General features: G+C 61.0%; 22 protein-coding genes. 7 read left to right on the plus strand and 15 right to left on the minus strand.

Annotated features, from left to right (window positions below):
* Window positions 1-17: 17 nt before the first annotated feature.
* The 8 genes from ACN0SO_RS02910 to ACN0SO_RS02945 form a co-directional block, all read right to left on the minus strand.
* Complete coding sequence (locus ACN0SO_RS02910; RefSeq protein WP_417674329.1) at window positions 18-224, minus strand: hypothetical protein; 207 nt, start codon at window positions 222-224, stop codon at window positions 18-20.
* The gene (locus ACN0SO_RS02915; RefSeq protein WP_417674331.1) at window positions 221-745 is read right to left on the minus strand and encodes a hypothetical protein; all 525 of its coding nucleotides are present in this window, start codon (window positions 743-745) and stop codon (window positions 221-223) included. The genes ACN0SO_RS02910 and ACN0SO_RS02915 overlap by 4 nt, the downstream gene beginning before the upstream one ends.
* A 5-nt stretch (window positions 746-750) precedes the next feature.
* Entirely contained in the window at window positions 751-1,989 is a 1,239-nt protein-coding gene (locus ACN0SO_RS02920) for an agmatinase family protein (protein ID WP_417674333.1), read from the minus strand.
* A gap of 16 nt (window positions 1,990-2,005) precedes the next feature.
* Window positions 2,006-2,794, minus strand: a complete 789-nt coding sequence (locus tag ACN0SO_RS02925; protein WP_417674335.1) for an ABC transporter ATP-binding protein — start codon at window positions 2,792-2,794, stop codon at window positions 2,006-2,008.
* Entirely contained in the window at window positions 2,791-3,612 is an 822-nt protein-coding gene (locus ACN0SO_RS02930; RefSeq protein ID WP_417674337.1) for an ABC transporter permease, read from the minus strand. Before ACN0SO_RS02930 ends, ACN0SO_RS02925 begins: the two co-directional genes overlap by 4 nt.
* Before the next feature lie 4 nt (window positions 3,613-3,616).
* Entirely contained in the window at window positions 3,617-4,669 is a 1,053-nt protein-coding gene (locus ACN0SO_RS02935) for an isopenicillin N synthase family dioxygenase (protein WP_417674339.1), read from the minus strand.
* 77 nt (window positions 4,670-4,746) lie between these two features.
* The gene (locus ACN0SO_RS02940; protein ID WP_417674341.1) at window positions 4,747-5,817 is read right to left on the minus strand and encodes a putative urea ABC transporter substrate-binding protein; all 1,071 of its coding nucleotides are present in this window, start codon (window positions 5,815-5,817) and stop codon (window positions 4,747-4,749) included.
* A gap of 429 nt (window positions 5,818-6,246) precedes the next feature.
* Window positions 6,247-6,861 carry a TetR/AcrR family transcriptional regulator gene (locus ACN0SO_RS02945; protein WP_417674343.1) on the minus strand — a complete coding sequence of 205 codons (615 nt, stop codon included), beginning with the start codon at window positions 6,859-6,861 and terminating at the stop codon, window positions 6,247-6,249.
* Between the two features lie 149 nt (window positions 6,862-7,010).
* Here ACN0SO_RS02945 and ACN0SO_RS02950 point away from each other — a divergent pair, with 149 nt between their 5' ends.
* The 7 genes from ACN0SO_RS02950 to speB all read left to right on the plus strand — a co-directional run bounded on the left by ACN0SO_RS02950 (window position 7,011) and on the right by speB (window position 13,107).
* Window positions 7,011-8,075, plus strand: a complete 1,065-nt coding sequence (locus ACN0SO_RS02950; RefSeq protein ID WP_417674345.1) for an ABC transporter substrate-binding protein — start codon at window positions 7,011-7,013, stop codon at window positions 8,073-8,075.
* A gap of 77 nt (window positions 8,076-8,152) precedes the next feature.
* Window positions 8,153-8,974 carry an ABC transporter permease gene (locus tag ACN0SO_RS02955; protein WP_417674347.1) on the plus strand — a complete coding sequence of 274 codons (822 nt, stop codon included), beginning with the start codon at window positions 8,153-8,155 and terminating at the stop codon, window positions 8,972-8,974.
* Entirely contained in the window at window positions 8,974-9,789 is an 816-nt protein-coding gene (locus ACN0SO_RS02960) for an ABC transporter ATP-binding protein (RefSeq protein ID WP_417674349.1), read from the plus strand. The genes ACN0SO_RS02955 and ACN0SO_RS02960 overlap by 1 nt, the downstream gene beginning before the upstream one ends.
* Window positions 9,786-10,574 carry a creatininase gene (locus tag ACN0SO_RS02965; RefSeq protein ID WP_417674351.1) on the plus strand — a complete coding sequence of 263 codons (789 nt, stop codon included), beginning with the start codon at window positions 9,786-9,788 and terminating at the stop codon, window positions 10,572-10,574. The genes ACN0SO_RS02960 and ACN0SO_RS02965 overlap by 4 nt, the downstream gene beginning before the upstream one ends.
* Window positions 10,575-10,583: 9 nt before the next feature.
* Window positions 10,584-11,363 carry an SDR family NAD(P)-dependent oxidoreductase gene (locus ACN0SO_RS02970; protein ID WP_417674353.1) on the plus strand — a complete coding sequence of 260 codons (780 nt, stop codon included), beginning with the start codon at window positions 10,584-10,586 and terminating at the stop codon, window positions 11,361-11,363.
* On the plus strand, window positions 11,360-12,121 hold the full coding sequence (locus ACN0SO_RS02975; RefSeq protein ID WP_417674355.1) for an SDR family NAD(P)-dependent oxidoreductase: 762 nt from the start codon (window positions 11,360-11,362) through the stop codon (window positions 12,119-12,121). The genes ACN0SO_RS02970 and ACN0SO_RS02975 overlap by 4 nt, the downstream gene beginning before the upstream one ends.
* A 23-nt stretch (window positions 12,122-12,144) precedes the next feature.
* Window positions 12,145-13,107 carry an agmatinase gene (gene speB, locus ACN0SO_RS02980; protein WP_417674357.1) on the plus strand — a complete coding sequence of 321 codons (963 nt, stop codon included), beginning with the start codon at window positions 12,145-12,147 and terminating at the stop codon, window positions 13,105-13,107.
* Window positions 13,108-13,116: 9 nt separating this feature from the next.
* Here the strand turns inward: speB and ACN0SO_RS02985 are convergent, their stop codons facing one another.
* The 7 genes from ACN0SO_RS02985 to ACN0SO_RS03015 form a co-directional block, all read right to left on the minus strand.
* Window positions 13,117-13,812, minus strand: a complete 696-nt coding sequence (locus ACN0SO_RS02985) for a GntR family transcriptional regulator (protein ID WP_417674359.1) — start codon at window positions 13,810-13,812, stop codon at window positions 13,117-13,119.
* A gap of 65 nt (window positions 13,813-13,877) precedes the next feature.
* Window positions 13,878-14,261 (minus strand): oxalurate catabolism protein HpxZ, encoded by a 384-nt coding sequence (gene hpxZ / locus ACN0SO_RS02990; RefSeq protein WP_417674361.1) that lies wholly within the window; start codon window positions 14,259-14,261, stop codon window positions 13,878-13,880.
* Between the two features lies 1 nt (window position 14,262).
* Window positions 14,263-15,033: a 5-formyltetrahydrofolate cyclo-ligase gene (locus ACN0SO_RS02995; protein ID WP_417674363.1), complete on the minus strand. Its 771-nt coding sequence runs from the start codon at window positions 15,031-15,033 to the stop codon at window positions 14,263-14,265.
* A gap of 13 nt (window positions 15,034-15,046) precedes the next feature.
* A complete protein-coding gene (locus ACN0SO_RS03000; RefSeq protein WP_417674365.1) occupies window positions 15,047-16,456 on the minus strand; it encodes an AtzE family amidohydrolase in 1,410 nt (469 codons plus the stop codon).
* Complete coding sequence (locus ACN0SO_RS03005; RefSeq protein ID WP_417674367.1) at window positions 16,453-16,638, minus strand: DUF4089 domain-containing protein; 186 nt, start codon at window positions 16,636-16,638, stop codon at window positions 16,453-16,455. The genes ACN0SO_RS03000 and ACN0SO_RS03005 overlap by 4 nt, the downstream gene beginning before the upstream one ends.
* A complete protein-coding gene (locus ACN0SO_RS03010) occupies window positions 16,635-17,312 on the minus strand; it encodes a cysteine hydrolase family protein (protein ID WP_417674369.1) in 678 nt (225 codons plus the stop codon). The genes ACN0SO_RS03005 and ACN0SO_RS03010 overlap by 4 nt, the downstream gene beginning before the upstream one ends.
* Complete coding sequence (locus ACN0SO_RS03015; RefSeq protein WP_417674371.1) at window positions 17,312-18,856, minus strand: ABC transporter ATP-binding protein; 1,545 nt, start codon at window positions 18,854-18,856, stop codon at window positions 17,312-17,314. The genes ACN0SO_RS03010 and ACN0SO_RS03015 overlap by 1 nt, the downstream gene beginning before the upstream one ends.

The raw sequence follows: 18,856 nt of genomic DNA on the forward strand, positions 1-18,856 counted from the left end.
TTCGGTCTGCCCTCGGCTTAGCGCCTGGCCGCCACTTTCCAGACGACGGAGGCAACAATCAGCGCGCCGACTGCGAGCCCGGCCGCGTGATAGGGCGAATGCAGGATATGTGCTGCGGCCTCGTCCAGGTGAATGCCGGAATGCGCGCCCGAATGGGCATAAGCCGGAGCAATAGCAGTCAGGCTTGCGGAAGAGGCGAGCAGGGCGGTGTGGGTGCGTTTCATTGGTTCGTTTCTCCGTTTTCAATGCGTTCCGACAGCAGGTCGACGAGGTCGATATCGGCCCGTTCGGTGAGTGAGACATAGGTGAAGGTCATGCTCTCCCGGTGGGAGACCATGTTGCCGGGGAACGGCATGTAGACCAGTTCGCGCGAGGCAAAGGCCGGCGAGGCGGTGCCGATCTGCCAGTTGGAGGCAATGGCCGCATCGACCAGGCTCATGGTCAGCCCGTCCTTGCCCGGCCGCTGGAACGGAATGCCGGCCAGTCTCAGGTAGCTGGTCTTGTCTTCCGCCCCCCGGAAGCCGTCGACGAAGCTCGTCGCCAGAACCTTGAGTTCTTCCACCTTTTCCCGGCTCGATGTGCCGTGCACGTGCGAATGCAGGTGATCGGCGTCTGCGTGGGCGTGATTGTGGCCCATCCCGTGACTGTGGCCGTGACTATGCCCGTGGCTGTGGTCATGATGAGGGTGATCGTGGGAATGCCCGTGATGATGATCATGAGGATGGTGGTGATGACCGTGTCCCATTCGCCTTACTCCACGTCCGGACCGGCCGGGATGGAAACCGGCTTGTCGATGATGGATTTGTGAGAGCCCATCTTGCCGTGGGAGACCAGCGTGCCGAGCACGTCCACGATCACGCGGGTAGCGAGCAGCGCCGTGATGTCGGAGGTGTCATAGGGCGGGGAGACTTCCACGACCTCGAGGCCGCAGATCCCTTCGGCGGCAACAAGCGAGACCAGTTCCAGTGCTTCGCGGGGCAGGAAGCCGCCCGGCTCCGGCCAGCCGGTGCCCGGCACGAAACCGCAGTCGACGCTGTCGATGTCGAAGGAAATGTAGACCGCGTCCGCATCCTTCCAGGCCAGTTCCAGGGCGCGGGCAGCGGTTTCCGCGAGGCCTAGTTCTTCCACGTCGCGCATGGTGAAGATGTTGGTGTTGCGCTTGCGGGCAATTTCAACCCCTTCGCGCGGCACCTGCCAGCCGCCGATGCCGACCTGGACCAGGTTGACGGCGGGCACGTTCACCAGATCGGTCGCATGGAACCACGGCGTGGTGTGCATGCGCTCGTCGAGATCCTTTTCCTGGATGTCGATGTGCCGGTCGAAGTGGACGATGCCGATACGCTTGGAGGTGCACTGGGCAATGCCGCGCACGCAAGGGAAGCCGATGGAATGGTCGCCGCCGATCATGATCGGCAGGGCGCCGGAGGAGACCACGTGGCTGACGGCCCGGGTGATCTGGTCGAAGGTCTTTTCGATGTTGGCCGGGATCGTGAACACGTCGCCCACATCGCAAAGGGTCATCTGTTCGCGCAGGTCGACGCCCATTTCATAGTTGTAGGGCGTGTAGAGCGCGGAGATCTTGCGCACGCCCTGCGGTCCGAAACGGGTGCCCGGGCGGTAAGTGGTGCCGCCGTCGAACGGAATGCCGATCACGGCTGCATCATAGGCGCCGACCTGGGTAACGTCCTCGATATAGGGCGCCTTAAGGAAGGTGTTGATGCCGGCATAGTGGGGCAGTTCCCCGCGCGCGAAGGTCGGGATCGACTTGTCGGTGAGGCAGTCGGAGCCGGTCAGGCCCATGCGCAGGGCCCATGCCTTTTCCTTTTCCCAGGCGGCCGTGGGTAGGGTGCCTTCCTTTTCCGCTGATTTCCAGCCACGCAGGGAGAGCTTGTCGAAATCGGGATGGTGCTGGCGGCTCGGCTTGGAGCGATCCAGCCGGCCCGCTGCGCGGTTCCGGGTCGAGGGTCCGTGGTTGTCGAAGATCGTCATGAAGGTTTTCCTTTTCTCATGCGGATTCGGGCTGGTCGTGCAGGAGCTTTTCGGCCAGTTCTTTTTTCTGCCGGTCGGTCTTGTCGACCGGAAGGTCGTAAGTGATTGTCGCCCCGTAGGCGTGGGGTGCCTGCGGGTCGTGGCGAACCTTGTCGAAGACCAGCAGGCGGGTGCCGAGCTTGAAGGCCTCGTTGATGTCGTGGGTCACCATGAAGATGGTCATGGAGAACTCGCGCCAGAGCCCCAGAAGAAGCTCGTGCATGTCCAGGCGGATGCCGGGATCGAGCGCGCCGAAGGGCTCGTCGAGGAGCAGGATCTTCGGCCGCTTCACCAGGGCCTGGGCGATGGCAAGTCGTTGCTGCATGCCACCGGAAAGCTGGGCGGGATAGCGGTCGGTGGCCGGGGTCAGGCCGATGCGCTCCAGCAACTCGCCGATGTCGTCGCGTGCCTTCTTGCGTGCCGATCCGAACAGGCGTCCGGTCAGCGGTGCCTGTTCGAATTCCTTCGCCAGGATCAGGTTCTGCCAGACAGTCAGATGCGGAAACACCGAGTAGCGCTGGAAGACGATGCCCCGATCGGGCGTCGGTTCCTCCGGCAGGGGCGAACCGTCGAGCAGGATTTCGCCCCGGCTCGGCTGTTCCTGGGACAGGAGCATGCGCAGGAAGGTGGACTTGCCGCAGCCGGACGCACCAACGATGGTGCAGAACGCGCCTTCGGGGACATCGATGTTTACCCGTTCCAGAACCGGAGCGCCGTCGTATTCCTTGAACAGATCGCGGACGGAGAGCTTGGGCTGTGGGCTCACAGGCTGTCTCCTTCCAGGTGGTTCCAGGAGAAGGCCCGCTTGGACAGGATCAGCAACAGACGGTCGAGGACAAAGGCAAGCAGCGTGATCCAGGCCACGTAAGGCAGGATCAGGTCCATGGCCATGTACCTGCGAACGAGGAAGATCCGGTAGCCGAGCCCCTCGGTCGAGGCGATCGCCTCCGCAGAGATCAGGAAGATCCAGGCGGGCACGAGGCCTAGCCGCAGGGCGACCACGAGATTGGGCAGGATGTGGGGCAGGTAGAGCCGTGTGGTGATCTGCCAGCTCGATGCGCCCAGGGTCTCCGCCTTGATCACAAGTTCGCGTGGAATGTCGAGGGCCGATTGGGCAAGGGTACGGATCATCGCCGGGGTCGTACCCACGATGATCAACCCGATCTTTGCAGCCTCCCCGAGGCCGAGGGTAATGAAAAGGATCGGCAGGACCGTGATCGGCGGGATGAGCGAAAACGCGGCCGTGAACTGGGCAAAGAAAGCGCGGGCCACCGGCAGCACGCCCATGGCAAGGCCGATGACAATTGCAATAACCGCAGAAATGGCGAGCCCGGCGAGCAGGCGGTAGAGGCTTGCGGCGGTGTCCGTCCACAACAGGTAATCGCCGTTGCGCTTGTCCGGTTCGAATGCCATCCGGCTCATGGTGTCGGCCATGGTCTGGAACGACGGCAGCAGCTTGTCCGACGGATTGACCGCGAGCCGCATGTCGCTGGCGATCATGTAAGTCACGAGCAGGGCGGCGAATGGCAGCAGACTGAGGAAAAGGGTCAGGCGCCGGGACGGTTTGCGGTTAATGAGTTTCATACCGTCATGCGTCCTGCTGGTCCGCGTGGCGGGCGAACTGGCCGAAGGAGGACAGTCCCTTGGCGTTGTCGGGCAGGAAGATTTCGTTCCGCGCCAGCTTCTCGATCATATAGGTGAAGCTCTGCGCCGTCTGGGCATAAAGATGATCTCCCGCGATCAGCGGCTCGTATTTCGATGATCCCTCCGGTGCGATCAGTTCCGGCAGCGGCGCGATCCTTGTGTGGTAGTCGCAGGAGAAGAACAGCGGGAAGGAATATCGCTCTTCCTTCACTTTGCGGACCCGGTGGGAAGTCGCAACGAACTTTCCGTTGCTCAGGATCTCCAGCATGTCGCCGATATTGACCACATAGGCGTCGGGCAGGAGCGGCACGTCGATCCACTCGCCCGCGCCGTTCATGACCTCCAGACCGGGGGCAGTCGGCAGCAGCAGTGTGAAGAACTCGTAGTCTGTATGCGCCCCGATACCCTGCACATCGGTGGCCTGGGCATCAAAAGGGTAATGGATCAGGCGCAACTGGCTGGGCGGGGTGGTGATGAGGTCGTCGAAGAAGGTTTCATCAAGGCCCAGTGCGAGCGCAAAGCCCCGGATCAGGTGTTTGCCGAGGTCGAAGATCGCCTCGTAATAGGCGTAGACGTCTTCGCGAAAACCCGGCAGGTCCGGCCACTGGTTCGGCCCGACCATCGGCGTGCCGGCCGAGACGAGCGGATGGTCCGCCGAAAGTTCGTAACCGAGGTCGAGGGCTTCCTTGCGGTCCCGCTTGCCGCCGACCATGACTTCCTCGCCTTCGGGGACATAGCCTCGATGGCTGGTCGACTTGCCGATATAGATCTTCATCTTCTCTCCGAGCGGAAGATCGAAGAAACGTTTGGTCTGGGCAATCAGCCGTTCGCGCAGGTCGCGGGTCACCTGATGCCCGGTCACATAGAGGAAGCCGACCTCAGATGCGGCCTTGTAAAGCTCCCTGGCCACGGCCTGTCGTGCCTCCGGCTCCCTGTCATAGAGGCCGGAGACGTCGACGGCGGGCAGTTCGGTAAAGGCGGTCAGTTTGCTGGACATGGCTGGCCTGCTTTCGAACGGGAATTTCGATAGGAGTGGCGGACCCCGCGTTCTGAAGAACGCGAGGTCCTGACGGGTCAGAGTGCGCCTTTGGCGGCCATTTCCACGAAGCTGTTGTCGAAACGCAGCTTCACGTTGTTGGCATCGCCATATACGGAACCGTCCGGAAATTCGACGCCGACGAATTCCGCGCTCGGAGCGCCTTCGCCCAGAATGCCGTGATCGAAGAGGAACTCGGCTACGAATTTCGTCGTCTGCTTCAGCTTGGCGTCGTTGGTGAATTCAAGCAGCTTTTCCGGGGTGTAGAACAGCGCGGTGGCTGCGAGCTGTGCCTTGTAGCCGGCAAGGTCGGTGCCGGAGGCCGCCGCCATGGATTCCAGGGCGGCCTTGCCTTCCGGCGTGTCGGAAGCCATCAGCGACATGGTTTCGAACCATGCGCCGACCAGGGCCTTGCCGAGGGCAGGGTTGTCCTTGAGCGTCTCGGTGTTGATCATCATGGCGTCGATGATTTCGCCCGGGATCTTGGAGCTGTCGAAAACGAGTTCGCCCTTTTGGTTGGCGAGGATTTCGGACAACATCGGATTCCAGGTCGCAACAGCCGTGATTTCCGACGTGCCGTAAACGGAGACCATGTCGGCGTCCGAGGTGTTCACGACGGTGATGTCCTTTTCGGACAGGCCGACGGATTCAAGCGCACGCGCCAGGAAGTAGTGGGAGACGGAAAGCTCGACCAGATTGACGTTCTGGCCCTTGATCGAGGCAAGGTCCCCGCCTTCCTTGAGGATCAGGCCATCGTTGCCGTTGGAATAGTCGCCTGCGATCAGAACGCTGGTGTCGACACCGCCGGCTGCAGGAATGGAGAGGGCGTCCATGTTGGTCATGGCGCAGCCGTCGAATTCGCCGGCCGTGTACTGGTTGATGGATTCGATATAGTCGTTGAGCTGAACCACCTCGACATTGATGCCGTATTTGTCGGCCCATTTCTTCATGATGCCGGAGTCCTGAAGATAGCCCCAGGGCATCCAGCCGGCGTAGATGGACCAGGCGACCTTGAAGTCGGTTTTCACTTCGGCGAAGGCGGCGGAGGCAGAAAGAGGCAAAGCGACCGCTGCTGCCAGGCAAAGGGATTTGGCGAAAGTTCGGATCATAACAGTACGCGTCTCCTGTCTGGGCCGCAGTTGGCGCAGCCGTTGAACGAGGTTCTCGCGCACATCCGGGAGAAGGTCTGCGCGCGCAAACCTGTGCAGTGGTCTCCCGGGTTTTTGTCCCGCCGTGTCACCGGACTATGGACAGGCTGACCTGCGTCTGTCCGGCTTGCACCTCTCGGTCCTGTCTCTCAATCGAGAGCGGATCCCTAGGCGCGCTGCACGTCACAACCCACGCAAGGCCTGTGCCAAACGGTGTCAGATTTCGGTTTTTGTACAGAAATATATTGAAAAAATAATGGGTTACCGGTCGGTTGGAAAAAGTCCTACTGGCGCCTGTCCCAAAATCCCTCAATGGAATGCATAAAAAAAAGGCAGGGCATTTCGGGCCTCTGCCATTTAAATAATCATCTGATTGTCGGTGGCGACGGTTCAGTCAGGGCACGCCGCCATGAGCGCTTCCATGTCCTCGCGCAAATACCGGTCCACAGCCTCGTTGGTCATGTCGTCCGACGAGACGAACTGCAGGAATCGGGCGTTCTGGAGCTGGAAAAGACAATCGCCAAGCACATCCAAATTTGTATCGGCGCCAAGACCGCCGCGGTCCCGGAGCTTCTCAAGGATCTTCGTCAGTTGACGGGCGAGTTCCCGGTCGAGCTGGGCATAGCTCCTGCCGAACTGGGAATCGCCTTCTATGATGCTGGCAGCAATGACCTGACGCCAGACCGGTTTCGTCAGGAAGGAAAGGGCGTGTTGCCGGATGACTTCGGCAAAGGCGGAGAAGGTATCGACGATGGTCTCGGAAGGTGTCTCCAGGAGTTCCTGCATGCGCTCCAGGAGCAATGTATCGCTCTCGGAAACCAGGGCCAGCAGCAGACCGGTCTTTGTCCCGTAGTAGTTATAGACCGTTACCGCAGACACTTCCGCTTCTTCGGCAATCGTTTCGATCGTTGTGGCTTCGAACCCGTTGGCGACCAGCTGTTTGCGCGCGGCCTGCAGGATTTTTCGGCGCCGACTTTCCTTCTGGCGTTCGCGCAAATTGCTCATGAGCTGAATTCCAACGGCTTTTGAATGACATATGAGATTTCTAACATTTATAGGCTTAAGTGTCTAAAAAAATGTATTGCACAAAAAACTTTTATGTGACTAAAAATTATCAAAACAACAACAAGAACCAACCTTTCGGAGTCGTGACCATGAAAAACGGATTCAAATCATTCCTTGGAGCGCTGGCGATTGCGGGCGCGGCCGCAATTCCTTCCGCCCAGGCGAAAGAGACCATCAACGTCGGTATCTGCGTGTCCTGGCCGGGCTATGCGATGCTGAAGGTCGCTCAGGAAAAGAACCTCGTTCCTGACTACGACATGAACATCACCATTTTCGAAGATCCGCTCGGCGGGCACTCGGCATTGGCGGCAGGGCAGATCGATGTTTACGGCTGCACCGCGGATTACATTCCGCTGACCGTCGACAGCGGCACCGACGTGGTCAACGTGGCCTTCATGAACCCGTCCTACGGCGTGGACCACATCATCCTGGCACCGGACGTCAAGCCGGAAGATCTGCCGGGCAAGAAGGTCAGCGCGCCGCAGGCCTATATCGGCCACCTGCTGATGGGTCTTTGGCTCGACAGCCAGGGTATCACGCCGGATCAGGTCGAATGGGTCAACCTGAACGCCGATGAAGCGGTCGGGCCGATGCTCTCCGGCGACCTGTCGGCGGCTTACATGTACGAACCCTGGATCAGCAAGGTCCTGGAAGCAATGAAGGGCGCGCGCAGCGTCGTCAACACAGCCGATCCGGCCATGCTGAAAACCGGGATCTTCATGGACTCCCTGTTCATGAACAAGAACTTCATCGCAAAGAACCGCAAAGCGGCTGTGGCGATGTTGAAGGCGCGTTGGGATGGCCTCGGTTACTGGCATGACCACACCGAAGAAACCAATGCGCTCATTGCAGAGTATTTGCAGTGGCCCCTGGAAGACGTCGGTTATGTCATCGGCACGAACGGCAAGAGCTTCGAGGGCGGCATCTACATGTTCGACTTTGACGAGTCGGCACGTATGTGCGGCGTTCTGGACGGCGAACCGCCGTTCGGCCTCGCCAACGGGTCCATGTCGGATGTGGTGACGTTGACCAACGACTGGTGGATCAAGCTTGGTTTGATGAATAACAAAATCGATGCCGCAAAAGGTATCGACTGCAGTCTGATGGGCGATCTGGTAGCCAGCGGCTACCGGCAGTCCTTCACGGCTAACTGAGAAAAAGTGCGGCTCGTAGAACTGTGCATGCGGGCCGCACTTTTCCTTTCTCCCGCTGATCGAAATCAGAGGGCATCATGCCTGATCCAGTTTCAGAAAAATCATCCCGGCGGAAATTCTTCGCCATTCGCAAGCCCGTGTCGCGATACCAGGTCATCGTATCGGCAATCGGCATCTGGGTTGTCTTCTTCGGCATCTGGTTGCTTGCAACCGAATCCGGGGCTGTGAACCAGCTTCTCGTCCCGGCGCCGCAGAAGGTGCTGACGACCATCTATGAACTTTTCGTCGACCGCGGCTTTGCTGCCGATGTCGGTATCAGTATCGGCCGCGTGATTGTCGCCTTTCTTGCTGCATCCCTGGTCGCCATCCCCCTCGGCGTGGTGATGGGAGCATTCCCGGCGGCGGAGGCCATCTTCAACCCCTTCGTTTCTGCCTGGCGCTACCTGCCGGCACCGTCCTTCATTCCGGTGCTGTTGATGTGGTTCGGCACGGGCGAGGCGCCGAAACTGGCGCTGCTCTTCATCGGCGTGGTGTTCTTTCTGATTACGCTGGTGATGGATCATACCAAAAATGTCCGCAATGAACTGATCGAGACGGCCCTGACTCTCGGTGCGGGCCGCGGCACCATCGTGCGCTCGGTGATCCTGCCAGCCGTCCTGCCCAATATCGTCGTCGCCATGCGCCAGATGCTGGCGGTTACCTGGACCTATCTGGTGATCGCGGAAATCGTCGCCTCCACCACCGGGATCGGGGCCATGATGATGCGCGCGCGCCGCTTCCTGCACACCGATGAAATCATGGCCGGCATCATCGTGATCGGCGTGCTCGGCCTGACGTTCGACCTTCTGTTCGACCGCCTGCATCGGTGGTTGTTCCCCTATCTGCAGGAGAAGCGGTGATGGCCCAGGCAAACGAAACACTCGCGCCCGGCGAAACCATCCTGTCGCTGCAGAACATCTCCAAGACTTTCGATCTCGGCCGGGGTCGCTCGGTGGAGGCCATTTCCGGAGTGTCTTTCGAGGTCAAGAAGAACGACATTTGCGTCATTCTCGGGCCTTCCGGATGCGGCAAGTCCACGGTCCTGCGCATGATCGCCGGTCTGGAAACGCCCACGTCGGGAACACTCGACCTGGAAGGACGCAGGATCGACGGCCCGGGCAGGGACCGGGGCATGGTATTCCAGGCCTACACGTCCTTCGACTGGCTAAGCGTACGCAAGAATGTCGAATTCGGCATGAAGGTCAATCAGGTCCAGGCGGCCGAACGGCGCGAACGGGCGGATCACTTCATCGAACTGGTCGGCCTGACCAAATTCGCCGATGCCTACCCGACCCAGCTGTCGGGCGGTATGCGCCAGCGCGTGGCCATAGCCCGCACGCTCGCCAACGATCCGGAACTCCTGCTGATGGACGAGCCCTTCGGGGCCCTCGACGCGGAAACCCGCTGGCACATGCAGGAACTGCTGGTGGAGATCGCCGAGACCGCCGACACGACCATCGTCATGGTCACCCATGACATCGAGGAAGCGATTTTCCTCGCGGACCAGATCGTCTTCATGTCGCGCCATCCGGGCCGCGTGAAGGAAGAAATCAGGCCGGAATTCAAACTTGGCGAGCGGATTGCCGACAAGGAAAAGGTCATTTCGCTTGAGGGCTACAGCGCTCTTGAACGCCACATCATGCGCCTGATGCGCGAAGAAGGTTCCAAGAAATGAAGAATGCAGACACCGCGAAAACGCCCGTCATGATGTCGGAAATGACCTGGCCGGAATATGCAGACGCGCTGAAGCGGAACCCGGTCGTCTTCATTCCGACCGGTGCGCTGGAGCAGCACGGACCCCATCTGCCCATGGCGGTGGACTACCTGCTGCCGTCGGCAATCGCCCGCGAAATCGCAACCGAGGTCGGCGGTGTCGTCGCGGCTCCGGTCACCTACGGTTACAAGTCCCAGACCCGGTCCGCCGGCGGTCCGTTCTTCCCCGGTAGCACCGGCCTTGACGGGGCAACCCTGACGGCTGTCCTGCGCGACATCATCCGCGAACTGGTGCGCCACGGTGCCCGACGCATCTGTGTGCTGGACGGCAATTACGAAAACCTGTGGTTCCTGACCGAAGGCATCGACCTTGCCATGCGCGAAGTTGGCGACAAGGGCGTGCGTATCATGTGCCTGCAGCATTGGGAGTTTCTGACCGAAGAGACGTTGGCCCAGGTGTTCCCGGACGGCTATCCGGGGATCGAGCTGGAACATGCTGCCGTTCTCGAAACCTCGCTGATGATGAACTTCCACCCCGAACTGGTGCGGTTCGAACTCGTGCCGGACAATGCACCGGGCGATGCGCCGTGCTATGACGTCTGGCCGCCGCGCAAGGAATGGGTGGCGCCGGAAGGCTCCCTGATCTCCGCCAAAGGTGCATCGCCTGAAAAAGGCGCGCTGATCGCGGCCCAGTACCGGCGCGACATTACCAAAGCGGTCAAACGGGAATTCTACGAGCTGGGATAGGACCGGGTCATGCAAGCGGCTTTCGATTTTTCCGGAAAGACTGTCCTCGTCACCGGCGCAAGCCGGGGGATCGGTTACGGCATTGCCGAAGGTTTTGCCCGCTCCGGGGCAACGCTCTCCATTCTGGCGGAAGGCGAGGAAGTTCACGAAGCAGCCGAGCGGTTGTCCGGCCTTGCTGGTTCATCCGTTCGGGGTCTCCATTGCGATATCACCGATAGAGGCGATGTCGCGCGCGCCATTGCCGGTTTCGACCGGATCGATGTCCTGATCAACAACGCCGGCCTCGAACGGCCGACGCCGCTCGATGAACCGGATCCTGCCATTGATGAAACCTTCGCGCGCGTTATGGCGGTCAACGTGACCGGGACCTACAACGTCACGCGCGAGGCCCTTTCGAAACTGCCGGACGGGGGCAGGGTGGTGATCACCTCGTCTATCTGGGGCAAGACCGCCGTACCGGATTTCTCGGCCTATATCGCCTCCAAGCATGCCCTGATCGGGCTGACCAGGTCCTGGGCGAAGGAACTGGGTCCCCGTGGCATCACCGTCAATGCGGTCTGCCCTGGCTGGGTGAAGACCGAGGCCTCCATGCGTTCGCTTCAGTCCATGGCAGACAAGACTGGCGCCGCACCTGATGCGCTCCTGGATGAAATCGTCTCTGCGCAGGCGATTGGCGGATTGATGGAGCCGGCAGACGTCGCCGGCCTTTATCTGTTTCTGGCCTCCGATGCGGCCGCCAACATTACCGGCCAGGCGATCAATGCGGACCGCGGCGAGGTCATGGTATGAGCGGCGCCCTTCAAGGCAAACGGGCGCTGGTCACCGGTGGATCGCGCGGCATCGGCCGGGCGATTGCGCTTGCTTTCGCTCGTGAAGGGGCGCGTGTCGCAATCTGTCATCCGGGCGATCCGGAAGCCTATTTGACCCTGGTGGATCTGAAGGAATTCGATCCGGAGGCGCTGGAAATAAGGGCCGATGTTTCGGTCGAGCAGGATGTCTGCGACATGGTCGCGGAAATCGGCGAGGCCTTCGGTGGCCTCGATATCCTTGTCAACAATGCCGGTATCCTGCGCGAAAAGCCGCTGCTCGAAACCAGTGCCGCCGAGTTCGACGAGGTGATCGCCGTCAATCTCAAGGGCGCCTTCCTCGTCTCGCGGGAAGCGGCCCGGCTTATGGGAAGTCAGGCTACCGCCCAAGCGCCCGGACGGATCATCAGCATGGCGTCCGATCTCGCCTTTCTGGGCCGGGAGGCCATGCCGGCCTATTGCGCCTCCAAAGGCGGCATCGTGTCGCTTACCCGCTCCATGGCGCGTGAGCTAGCGCCCGATATTCTTGTGAATGCCATAGCTCCGGGGCCAGTCGATACGGACATGACAAGTGTCGACACCATGAGCCCGGAAGCGCTGGCGAAAGACCTTGCTACCCCGCTGGCCCGATTTGCGAACCCGGACGAAATCGCCGCGCTCGCCGTCTATCTTGCCGGTGACGGCGCCCGCTTCGTTACCGGCCAGTGCTACGGCGCCAATGGCGGCAGCGTCATGTATTGAATTAGACCTGTTGGAGTGAACCGATGAGCGACCCGTTTTACCAGCCTGTATCCGGTTTCGACCTGCCGCGTTTTGCCGGCGTGCCGACCTTCATGCGCTTGCCGCATGTGACCCTGGACGATCCGAGGATCGCGGATGTCCAGATCGGTCTTGTCGGCGCCCCCTGGGACACCGGCACGACAAACCGTCCCGGTCCGCGCCACGGTCCGCGCCAGCTGCGCGATCTCTCCACCATGATCCGGGCCGAAAACGGGGCCACCGGCGTTCGTCCGTTCGAGATGGTCAATTGTGCCGACATCGGCGACGTCGCGCCCAATCCGGCAGATGTTCAGGACAGTCTGAGGCGTTTTTCCGAGTTCTACGCGAAGGTGAAGCAAAAGGGCATCGTGCCGCTGACCGGCGGCGGCGACCATCTGTGTTCGCTGCCGATCCTGCGCGGTCTTGCCTCGGACGCGCCGGTCGGCATGATCCATTTCGACAGCCACACCGACCTGTTTCACAGCTACTTCGACGGCTGCATGTACACCCACGGCACGCCGTTCCGCCGTGCCGTCGAGGAAGGCCTGCTCGATCCCAAGCGGGTGGTGCAGATCGGAATCCGCGGGACGACCTACGACCGGGAAGACCGTGACTTTGCTGACAGCGTCGGCATCCGGGTCATCCCGATCGAGGAATTCTTCAAGCGTGGTCTAGAGGATGTGATGGCCGAAGCGCGCGAGATCGTCGGGGATAAGCCCACCTATATCTCCTACGACATCGACTTCGTCGATCCCGCCTTTGCGCCTGGCACAGGTACGCCGGAAATCGGCGGTCCGAACTCCTTCCAGGCGCTTCAGGTCGTCCGCGAGCTGGAAGGTGTCAACATCATCGGCGCCGATCTGGTCGAAGTCTCGCCGCCCTTCGACGCCTCCGGCGGCACCGCCTGGCTCGGCGTTTCGATTATGTTCGAACTGCTGTGCGTGATGGCGGGTTCACTGACACGCTAAGATAGACGCTTAAAGCTGCTCCACATAGGTATCGAACGCATTGCGCACGGTATCTATGTGGCTGCGCATGACGTCTGCGGCCGCGTCCCGGTCACCCCGCAGGATCGCTTCCACGATATCCGTATGCTCCGCCTGGGAGCGGGCAAGCCGCCCCAGCGTGCGGAATTGAGCCCTGCGGAAGGGGGCAAGGCGCCGGCGGGTGGTAAGCGTCAGCTCGGCCAGATAGCTGTTGTGGCTGCCGGCGTAGATGGCGTTGTGGAACTCTTCGTTGAGTTCGTGATAGCGCTGCGGATCGCCCTTGCGCATCGGTTCGGCCAACGTCTCGAGCAAAGCTTCGAGGTCGCGGCGTTCCTGCCGGGTCATGTTGATCGCGGCGAGCCCGGCGCAGATCGCTTCCATCTCCGCCATGGCCACGAACATTTCCTGCAGCTTGTCCGCCGACAGACGGGTGACGAAACAGCCGCGATGGGGTTTCAGTTCCACCAGGCCGCTGGTTTCCAGTTGGCGCAGCGCTTCGCGGATCGGTGTCCGGGAAACCTTGAACCGCGCTGCAAGTCCCATTTCGTCGAGCTGGGTTCCCGGCACAAGGTCGCCCTTGACGATTTCATCGGCGAGTTGAAGCCGGATGTCTTCGGTGCGGGTACGGCTCGCAGGTTTTATTTCTGTTTTTACGGACACGATCGGAACCTGGGTGGTTGGATACATTGGCGGAATATCTCCAAATCACCTAATCCAGCCAGCGTGCCGGGACAACCCGATGCGCGCTTTGGTCATGGCGCGTCAATCACGCTGACATGGGCCGCGACGACGCGCCAGCCTTCCGGCATACGGACCCAGGTTTGCATCTGCCGTCCGACCTTTCCCGGTGCATTGTCGCGATAAAACAGTGTCGATGCGGTCGCGAAGTCGGTGCCGTAGGTGGTGATGACCGTCTTGTCGAGGGTCCGCTCCAGGCCCGACGACGACCGTGCGGATCGGAAGGCGGCAATCTCGGCGTAGCCGTACAGGTTTTCGCCGCCGCCGTACCGGATCGTCGTCGGAGCATCCAGAAACAACCGGTCGAGCACCTCGACGTCATTGGTAACAAGCGCCTTTTCGTATTCCTTGAAGACTTTCTCGACTTCCGCCTTCACATCTGGATTGTCGATCTCCATCTCAGAGTGCTCCCGCCCGGGAAACGAGACGGTCCCGCAGGGTCTTCAGGAACGGAATGTCCCGGTACTGGTCGTCCTGGACGAAGTCCCAGGCGACACCGGTCGGCTGCGGGTAGGGTGTCCTCGTATCGATCAGCTCCTGTTCGGTGGCGATATAATGCAGGGCGCTGTCGTGGGCCTGCATGATCACCTGATCGTTGGGGACGACCTGACAGGAATGGACCGTCGTGGTCAGAAGGGTGTCCGGCTTGAGCTTGCCCAATTCCCGGAAGATGCCGAGTTCCAGATCGGCAAAGCCGCCGCCCTTGCCGGTGCGCCCGCCTTCTCGAGTGACGGCAACGCAGCCCACGACGACGAAGTCGAGCATCTCCATGTCCTCGAATTCGACCGGTTCGCCGTATTCGACGAAGCCTTGCGAAACGGCGGCCAGTTCGAACTGGATCCCCTGTTTTTCCAGCTTTTCCGGATCGAGCCGGACGAAGGGGAAGGGTTTCACAAGTTCGGGAACCGGTGCGTAAACGATCTTGCCGTCATAAAGAGCGCGCAGCCGAACCGGGATCTGGGGCGGGTCGGGATTGCATTTGACCGTCCGCGCGGCCTTCCACGCGTCCAGTTTCGACAGATTGAGGGCGGCAAGATCGGCGCCTGCGAAATTCGGGATACGGCTGTCGACCGGGCCGACATTCACGCCCGTGTCGACCAGGGTTTTCCAGATCCGGTCGCGGACCAGATCCTTGTCCGAATTGCGTCCTGCCCAGCGTGCGTCGTTCATAAAGTCCTCGTCGTTACTGAATATTGGCCACAGGCGCGGAAGCGATGCCCGTGGTTTGAAGATGATGGGCAACCCGAAGCGCCAGATCTTCCCGCCACGGCGGCGCGATCACCTGGACCCCGATCGGCAGGCTCGCGCCATCGAGCCAGACCGGGACGGTTGCGACCGGAAGGCCGATAAAGGAAATCGGCTGGGTGAAGATCCCGATGTTCGGCCGCGCCGGCATTTCCTCACCGTCGAGCACGATCGTCTTGGTTCCCGAGGGCAGGGCGTGAAACGGCGTTGCGGGTGCCAGCAGGATGTCCACATGGGTGAAGAGCTCGCGCATCATCGCCCTGAACCAGCTCCTGAAGCGCTGTGACTGCTGCACCCAGACGGCTGGAACCATTGTGCCGGAGATGAACCGGTCGCGGGTATCCGGATCGAAGTCTTCCGGCCGCGTGCGGATACGGTCCAGATGGAGCGAAGATCCCTCGACAGTCGTAATCACATAGGCGGCCGCGCGTGCCCGTGCCGCTTCCGGGACCTCGATTTCGCCGATGGCGCCGAGTGCACTCGCAATCAGGTCCAAGGCCTGGAAGGCTTCGGGCATGGCTTTCTGCCGGAAATAGCCGCCGGCAACCGCGACCTTGAGACCGTCGATGCCCTTGGAGAGTTCCGGCATCGTCGGCAGAACCGGCTTGTCCGCCTGGGCGGGGTCTTTCGGATCGGGCCCCTGCATGACATCGAAAACAAGCGCCAGGTCCTCGGCCGAACGGGCAAGCGGCCCGAGGTGATCGAGACTGCCGACAAAAGGAAACGATCCCGCGCGGCTCAGCCGTCCATAGGTCGGTTTCAGGCCGAACAGGCCGCAGAAGGAGGAGGGGACCCGGATCGAACCGTTGGTATCCGACCCCAGGGTCACGGGCACCATTCCCGCCGCCGCGGCTGCGCCTGATCCTGACGACGAGCCACCGGTCATTCGGGTGAGGTCATGCGGGTTCAGACAGTTTCCGTCGTGAACATTTTCTCCGGTAAAATCATAGGCATATTCTCCCATGTTCAACCCGCCTATCAAGATGGCGCCGGCGCCTTTCAACTTGGCAACGAGGGTACTATCGGCAGGGGCCGGGGGATTTTCCCGGTTGATCTTTGATCCGGCGCGAGTGGTCACGCCTTCCATGTCGAACAGGTTCTTGACCGCATAGGGAACACCTGCGAGCGGCAGTTCCTCACCCCTTGCGATGGCTTCGTCCACGGCTCGGGCTTCCGAAAGCGCGCGATCCGCCGTCACATCCGTGAAGGCGTTGATCTGCGGATCCAGCTTGTCAACGGTCTGCAAGGCATGGGTCGCTACCGCTTCGGCGCTGATTTCTCCGCCAGCGACGGCCGAAATCGTCTGCGCGGCCGTCCAGCTTTTCTGATCGCTTGGCAGCCCGCTCATGGAACGAATACCGGAGCGGCTTCGAGATCGTCGTCGAAAGGAAAGGACATGACAAACTCCGCGGCCTTTGCGGTCGCGGCAATATTCGCCTCGACGGCCGGACGCCAGTCGTCCTTGATGGTCAGCCTCATGACCGTCTGCATATGTGCCACATGGGCCTTTTTATCGAATGGCTCGCTCACGATACCGCCTCCTTTGCAATTGCCTGTTCCAGCGCCGCAAGCGGTGCCGTCCAGCCGACAATCCCACCCTGCGCCCGGATCATATCCAACGTAGCGTTCTTGAATTCCGGGAAATAACTTTCGGTCGCTTCTTCGATAAGCAGGCATTCGAAACCGCGGTCATTGGCCTCGCGCATGGTGGTCTGGACACAGACCTCCGTGGTCACGCCGGCGAAGACGAGACTTTTGGTGCCGAGCCTTTTCAAAATGGGGCCGAGGTCCGTCGCGTAAAATGCGCCCTTGCCGGGTTTGTCGATGACGATCTCGTCCTCAATCGCGCTGCAGGCCGGGATAATCTCAGCGCCCGGTTCGCCGCGGATCAGGATCCGGCCCATCGGGCCGGGATCGCCGATGCGCAAAGTCGGCGAGCCACGGTCCCGTTTCGCAGGTGGGCAATCGGACAGGTCCGGCAGGTGATCTTCCCGCGTATGGATCACCGGCCAGCCTTCCTTGCGGAACAGGGCAAGGAGATCGGCAGTCGGCTGTACTGCGCGCTGCAGATGGGAGATGTCATTGCCGAGCGTTTCGCCGAACCCACCGGGCTCGATGAAATCGCGCTGCATGTCGATGACAATCAGCGCGACCGAGGCGGGATCGAAGCGGAAGCCGAAGGGTTGTGCATCTACGGTAATCATCAGTGATGCCCCGCCATGGCATGGCCGATTGTCGCCCGGTCGGTCTCGTCCATCGGCGACGTGTAGGTGATCTTGCCTTCCGACATGACGGCGACCGTATCCGCGAGTTCCAGGATTTCGTCGAGATCTTCGGACACCAGAAGCACGGCTGCGCCCCGGTTGCGCTGATCCATGATCTGGGCGCGGATTTCCGCAACCGACGCGAAATCCAGACCGAAGCAGGGATTGGCGACGATCAGGATATCGACCTCACCGGACAATTCCCGGGCGAGGATCGCCCGCTGGACGTTGCCGCCGGAAAGGTTTTCGATCGGCTCTTCCGTGGACGGTGTCTTGACCCTGTAGGAGGCGATCAGGTCCCGTGCCTTCTGGCGCATGGGGGTCGGCGACAGCCAGCCCCTGAACGGCGAGATTGGAGGTTTGTCGAAGGTGCGGAACGCCATGTTTTCCGCAACACTCATGCGCGGCACGGCAACGTTCTTCAGCGGTTCCTCGGAAAAGCCGAACACCTTGAAACTGTCCATGAGCTTGCGTTCCGGCTCATAGGGCTTGCCGTCGATGAAAATACGACCGTCAGACGGAATGCGCTGGCCGGAGAGGACCTCGATCAACTCCGACTGGCCGTTTCCCGAGACACCTGCGATACCCAGGATTTCGCCGCTGCGAACCTTCAGGTTGATTGCTTCCAGAGCCGGCAGCTGTTCATCATCCTCGGCAAAGAGCCCGGCGACCTCGAGCTTCAGCTTGGCATCCGCATGGACCTGGCGGGCCGCACTTTCCCGGATCGCGGTGTCACCGATCATCATGTGGCTCATCTCTTCGACCGACAGATCGGAGACATTGCCCGCGCCGACCATGCGCCCGCGGCGGAGCACGGTGACCTCGTCGGCATAGGCAGTCACTTCGCGGAATTTGTGGGTGATCATCAGGATGGTGAGATCGCCCGCTCTGGTCATGCCCCGCAGCAGACCGAGCACTTCGTCGGCCTCGTCCGGAGTCAGCACGGACGTGGGCTCGTCCAGGATCAGGAAACGCTGGTCGAGATAGAGCTGTTTCAGGATTTCCAGCTTCTGCTTTTCGCCCGCCGAAAGCCCGGAAACGGGCACATTCAGTGGTACCTTGAACGGTGTGGTCTCCAGAAAGGCTTCCAGATCCATTCGTTCCTTCGCCCAGTCGATGATCGCCGGCGCGTTGGCCCGGGAAATTACCAGGTTTTCCGCCGCTGTCAGCGAAGGCACCAGTGTGAAGTGCTGATAGACCATGCCGATGCCGAGCGCATGTGCCGCGCGCGGGCTCGGGATCTCCACTTCCGCATCATTGACCAGAACCGAGCCCTTTGTCGGCTGGTAAAAACCCATCATGCATTTGACGAGCGTCGACTTGCCGGCACCGTTCTCGCCCAGGAGCGCGTGAAAGGACCCCGGCGCGACGCGGATGGACACATCGTCCAGCGCAACGAGGCTGCCGAAAATTTTGGACATGCCGACGGTTTCGACACCGATCGCGCGGCGAATGTCAGCTTGGGTCTCGACAGCCATGGCCAT

This window comes from Roseibium sp. (assembly GCF_048260565.1).
Lineage (GTDB): Bacteria > Pseudomonadota > Alphaproteobacteria > Rhizobiales > Stappiaceae > Roseibium.

Excerpts from the sequence above, each read along its gene's own strand:
- ACN0SO_RS02970 (WP_417674353.1), top strand. The coding sequence starts at position 10,584 with ATGCAAGCGGCTTTCGATTTTTCCGGAAAGACTGTCCTCGTCACCGGC.
- ACN0SO_RS02930 (WP_417674337.1), bottom strand. The coding sequence starts at position 3,612 with ATGAAACTCATTAACCGCAAACCGTCCCGGCGCCTGACCCTTTTCCTC.
- ACN0SO_RS02945 (WP_417674343.1), bottom strand. The coding sequence starts at position 6,861 with ATGAGCAATTTGCGCGAACGCCAGAAGGAAAGTCGGCGCCGAAAAATC.
- ACN0SO_RS02995 (WP_417674363.1), bottom strand. The coding sequence starts at position 15,033 with ATGAACGACGCACGCTGGGCAGGACGCAATTCGGACAAGGATCTGGTC.
- ACN0SO_RS02935 (WP_417674339.1), bottom strand. The coding sequence starts at position 4,669 with ATGTCCAGCAAACTGACCGCCTTTACCGAACTGCCCGCCGTCGACGTC.
- ACN0SO_RS03015 (WP_417674371.1), bottom strand. The coding sequence starts at position 18,856 with ATGGCCATGGCTGTCGAGACCCAAGCTGACATTCGCCGCGCGATCGGT.
- ACN0SO_RS02975 (WP_417674355.1), top strand. The coding sequence starts at position 11,360 with ATGAGCGGCGCCCTTCAAGGCAAACGGGCGCTGGTCACCGGTGGATCG.
- ACN0SO_RS02960 (WP_417674349.1), top strand. The coding sequence starts at position 8,974 with ATGGCCCAGGCAAACGAAACACTCGCGCCCGGCGAAACCATCCTGTCG.
- ACN0SO_RS02965 (WP_417674351.1), top strand. The coding sequence starts at position 9,786 with ATGAAGAATGCAGACACCGCGAAAACGCCCGTCATGATGTCGGAAATG.
- ACN0SO_RS03000 (WP_417674365.1), bottom strand. The coding sequence starts at position 16,456 with ATGAGCGGGCTGCCAAGCGATCAGAAAAGCTGGACGGCCGCGCAGACG.
- speB (WP_417674357.1), top strand. The coding sequence starts at position 12,145 with ATGAGCGACCCGTTTTACCAGCCTGTATCCGGTTTCGACCTGCCGCGT.
- ACN0SO_RS02915 (WP_417674331.1), bottom strand. The coding sequence starts at position 745 with ATGGGACACGGTCATCACCACCATCCTCATGATCATCATCACGGGCAT.
- ACN0SO_RS02910 (WP_417674329.1), bottom strand. The coding sequence starts at position 224 with ATGAAACGCACCCACACCGCCCTGCTCGCCTCTTCCGCAAGCCTGACT.
- ACN0SO_RS03010 (WP_417674369.1), bottom strand. The coding sequence starts at position 17,312 with ATGATTACCGTAGATGCACAACCCTTCGGCTTCCGCTTCGATCCCGCC.
- ACN0SO_RS02955 (WP_417674347.1), top strand. The coding sequence starts at position 8,153 with ATGCCTGATCCAGTTTCAGAAAAATCATCCCGGCGGAAATTCTTCGCC.
- ACN0SO_RS02950 (WP_417674345.1), top strand. The coding sequence starts at position 7,011 with ATGAAAAACGGATTCAAATCATTCCTTGGAGCGCTGGCGATTGCGGGC.
- ACN0SO_RS02940 (WP_417674341.1), bottom strand. The coding sequence starts at position 5,817 with ATGATCCGAACTTTCGCCAAATCCCTTTGCCTGGCAGCAGCGGTCGCT.
- hpxZ (WP_417674361.1), bottom strand. The coding sequence starts at position 14,261 with ATGGAGATCGACAATCCAGATGTGAAGGCGGAAGTCGAGAAAGTCTTC.
- ACN0SO_RS02920 (WP_417674333.1), bottom strand. The coding sequence starts at position 1,989 with ATGACGATCTTCGACAACCACGGACCCTCGACCCGGAACCGCGCAGCG.
- ACN0SO_RS02985 (WP_417674359.1), bottom strand. The coding sequence starts at position 13,812 with ATGTATCCAACCACCCAGGTTCCGATCGTGTCCGTAAAAACAGAAATA.